The following is a 3,455-nucleotide window of genomic DNA, read 5'->3' on the forward strand; positions in this document are numbered from 1 at the left end:
CGGATACCTCGGAGCCGTGCACGCGGCCGCCATGGCATCCATCGGTCACGAGGTCGTGGGCATCGACGTCGACGAGCGCAAGATCGCCGCCCTGTCCAAGGGCGAAGCGCCCTTCTTCGAACCCGGTCTGCAAGAGATCCTCACCGAGGGCATCGCCTCGGGTCGCCTGTCGTTCACGACCGACATGGCGGCCGCGCGGGGCGCCGCGGTGCACTTCGTGGGTGTCGGCACGCCCCAGCAGGCGGGTGGATACGCCGCCGACCTCACCTACGTGGATGCCGCCATCGACGGACTGCTGCCCTTCCTCGCCGAGGGCGACGTCGTCGCCGGCAAGTCCACCGTCCCCGTCGGCACGGCCGCCCGCCTCGCCCCCCGCGTGGCGGAACGGGGCGCGACCCTCGTGTGGAACCCGGAGTTCCTCCGCGAGGGCTGGGCTGTGCAGGACACCATCGACCCGGATCGCCTCGTCGCCGGCGTCCCCTCGGACGATGGCGCCCCCACCGCCGAGGGAGAGCGGACGGCCGGGATCCTGCGCGAGGTCTACCACCCCTCCGTGGCGAAGGGCACGCCCTTCATCGTCACCGACTACGCCACGGCGGAGCTGGTGAAGGTGGCGGCGAACGCGTTCCTGGCCACGAAGATCAGCTTCATCAACGCCATGGCCGAGATCGCCGAGGTCACCGGCGCCGACGTCACGACCCTCGCCGACGCGATCGGACACGACGCGCGCATCGGGCGTCGCTTCCTGGGCGCCGGCATCGGCTTCGGCGGCGGCTGCCTGCCCAAGGACATCCGCGCCTTCTCGGCCCGCGCCGAAGAACTCGGTCGCGGCGAGTCCATCGCCTTCCTGCGAGAGGTCGATGCGATCAACCTTCGCCGACGCGACCGGGCCGTGGAACTGGCGACGACCGCGCTGGGCGGCAGCGTCTTCGAGAAGAAGATCGCCGTGCTCGGCGCCGCGTTCAAGCCGCACAGCGACGACATCCGCGACTCGCCCGCGCTCGACGTCGCCGTCCGCCTGCACGGCCTCGGCGCCCAGGTGACGCTGACCGACCCGGCCGCCATCGACAACGCTCGACGCCTGCACCCCCAGCTCACCTACGATCTCGACCTCGATGCCACACTTCGCGATGCGGACGCCGTGATCGTCGTCACCGAGTGGGACGAGTACCGTCGTCACCTCTCGCCCGAGCATGCGGCATCCCTCGCCCGCGGGCGCATCGTCATCGACGGGCGCAACTGCCTCGACCCCGCCGCGTGGCGCGCAGCCGGGTGGACCTACTACGGCATGGGGCGTCCCTGACGCCGCACCCCCAGACGCCCCGGCCCCGGCCGGGGCGTCTGTCATATGCGCGGGGCCCGGTCAACGGGCGCGACGGCCGCGCCCGCGCCGCGTAGACCGGAGACTCCCCCGGCGAAAGGCTCCCCGTGTCCGCGAACACCGCAGAACCCGATTCCCCCACCGACCTGCACGCGCGCTCGTGGAAGTACGTCCTACGCAAGACCGTGCGGGAGTTCGGAACCGACCAGTGCACCGACATCGCCGCGAGCCTGGTGTACTACGGCGTCCTCGCCCTGTTCCCCGGACTCATCGCGGTGTTCTCCCTCCTGGGTGTGATCGGTCAGAGCGACGCGGCGGCCGAGACGGTGCTCGGGATCATCCGCGACGTCGCCCCGGGCGGCTCCGCAGAGATGCTCAGCGACCCCGTCCGGCAGCTGGCGGCCTCGCCCGCGGCGGGCTTCGCACTGGTCACGGGCCTGGTGCTCGCGATCTGGTCCGCCTCGGGGTACGTCCGCGCGCTCGGACGCGGGATGAACCGCATCTACGAGATCGACGAGGGCCGCCCCTTCCTCAAACTCGTGCCGGTGCAGCTGCTGCTGACGCTCATCACGGTGGTCCTCGTCGCGCTCGCGGCGCTGCTGCTGATCGTGTCCGGTCCCGTCGCCGAAGCGGTGGGCGAGGCCCTCGGGCTGGGCACCGCCGTCGTGACCACGTGGAACATCGTCAAATGGCCCGTCCTCCTGGGGGTCGTCGTGCTCATCCTCGCGGTGCTCTATTACGGCTCGCCCAACGCGAAGCAGCCCAGATTCCGCTGGATCAGCGTGGGCGCCCTCACGGCCATCGTCATCCTGGCCCTCGCGACCGCGGGCTTCGGCTTCTACGTGGCGACCTTCTCGAGCTACGACCGCACGTACGGATCGCTCGCCGGCGTCATCGTCTTCCTGCTGTGGTTGTGGATCGCCAACATCGCGATCCTGTTCGGCGCCGAGCTGGATGCCGAACTCGAACGCGGTCGGCAGCTCCAGGCCGGGATCCCCGCCGAGCGCGAGCTGCAGTTGCCGCCGCGCGGCACCGCCAAGCTCGAGAAAGCGCGGGAGCGTGAAGAGAAGGACGTCGCCGAGGGACGCCGCATCCGCCTCTCGCGCGGTCACGAGGATTGAGCCCGCCCTCGGCGTGACGATTCGCCCGCTGCACTCGTCTTCTTGGTGACGGGACCGCTGCCCCACCCTTCCGGGTCGGGCGTCGAGCGGGACAGCTCGTCCGAATGGAGGATGCCATGCGCAACAAGATCGTCCTGATCGGCGCGATCGCGGTGATCGCCTACGTCGTCGGAACACGCACCCCGCGCGTGCAGATGAAGAGCCGTGAGTCGGTGGGCCACCAGCTGGTGCGCCTGTGGAACGACCCCCGCGCGCGGAAGCGTCGCCACAAGGCGGCGAAGAAGGCGGCGATCGCGGCGCGCAAGCGTGCAGAGAAGACTCTCCGCGAACTCCGCAAGTGAGCACCGCTCGCGCGAGGAGAGGATGATGCGCATCACCGCCACCGGCCGTCTCGTGCGATCGCGTAGCCTGGTCGCGGCCGCGATCGGTGCCGTCGTGGTCGTGCTCGTCGCGCTCGCCGTGACCGCGTTCCCGGTGATCGCCGTCGCCGCCGGCTCCGCGGAACGCGTCAGCGACGTCGGGCCGCTCGTGGTCGACCTCTGGCAGCGGGTCACCGGGGGCTCCTGACCCGCCCCACCTCGTCGCGCGGGGTCGGCCAATCCTGCGGGGCCGCGATCTCCGCCGGGATACGCTGACCCCGTGGTCGCCAGCATCCTCATCTCGATCTCCGCCGTCGTCTCGGCGGTGCTCGTCGGGTTCGTGGCGCGACGCATCCTGGGTACCGCGGTCGGATGGCCCCGCAGCATCGTTGTGGGCCTCGTCGTCTTCTTCGTCGGCGTGCCCTCGACGGCCTGGACCCTGCGTCAGACCGGCCTCGACACCGCGGGGGCGGTCCCTCCCGACGACCTCTGGTTGTGGATCGGCGTGACGGTCCTCTCGCTGGCGTGGGTCTTCGCCCTGGGTGTCGCCGCGCTCGTCGCGAGCGAGGCCATCTTCCCCACCCGCCCGCTACCCAACCCGATCGACCTCGTCCGCGCGGCCCTCCGTCAACGCAAGCGCACGCGGCGCTACAT

The 3,455-nt window shown here is 70.9% G+C and carries 4 protein-coding genes and 1 pseudogene; all 5 read left to right on the forward strand.

Going from position 1 to position 3,455, the window contains the following annotated elements; all coding sequences use genetic code 11:
* A partial coding sequence (locus DBR36_RS07950) for a UDP-glucose/GDP-mannose dehydrogenase family protein (protein ID WP_108318337.1) occupies positions 1-1,303 on the forward strand: 1,303 nt, incomplete at its 5' end.
* Positions 1,304-1,428: 125 nt separating this feature from the next.
* Positions 1,429-2,442 carry a YihY/virulence factor BrkB family protein gene (locus DBR36_RS07955; RefSeq protein ID WP_108318334.1) on the forward strand — a complete coding sequence of 338 codons (1,014 nt, stop codon included), beginning with the start codon at positions 1,429-1,431 and terminating at the stop codon, positions 2,440-2,442.
* A 116-nt stretch (positions 2,443-2,558) separates the two neighbouring features.
* Positions 2,559-2,783 (forward strand): hypothetical protein, encoded by a 225-nt coding sequence (locus DBR36_RS07960; protein WP_108318338.1) that lies wholly within the window; start codon positions 2,559-2,561, stop codon positions 2,781-2,783.
* 22 nt (positions 2,784-2,805) lie between these two features.
* A complete protein-coding gene (locus tag DBR36_RS07965; protein WP_108318335.1) occupies positions 2,806-3,009 on the forward strand; it encodes a hypothetical protein in 204 nt (67 codons plus the stop codon).
* A gap of 72 nt (positions 3,010-3,081) precedes the next feature.
* Positions 3,082-3,455: pseudogene (locus DBR36_RS07970) on the forward strand (hypothetical protein); the annotation flags it as partial.

The organism is Microbacterium sp. HMWF026, from assembly GCF_003061325.1.
GTDB classification, from domain to species: Bacteria; Actinomycetota; Actinomycetes; order Actinomycetales; family Microbacteriaceae; genus Microbacterium; species Microbacterium testaceum_E.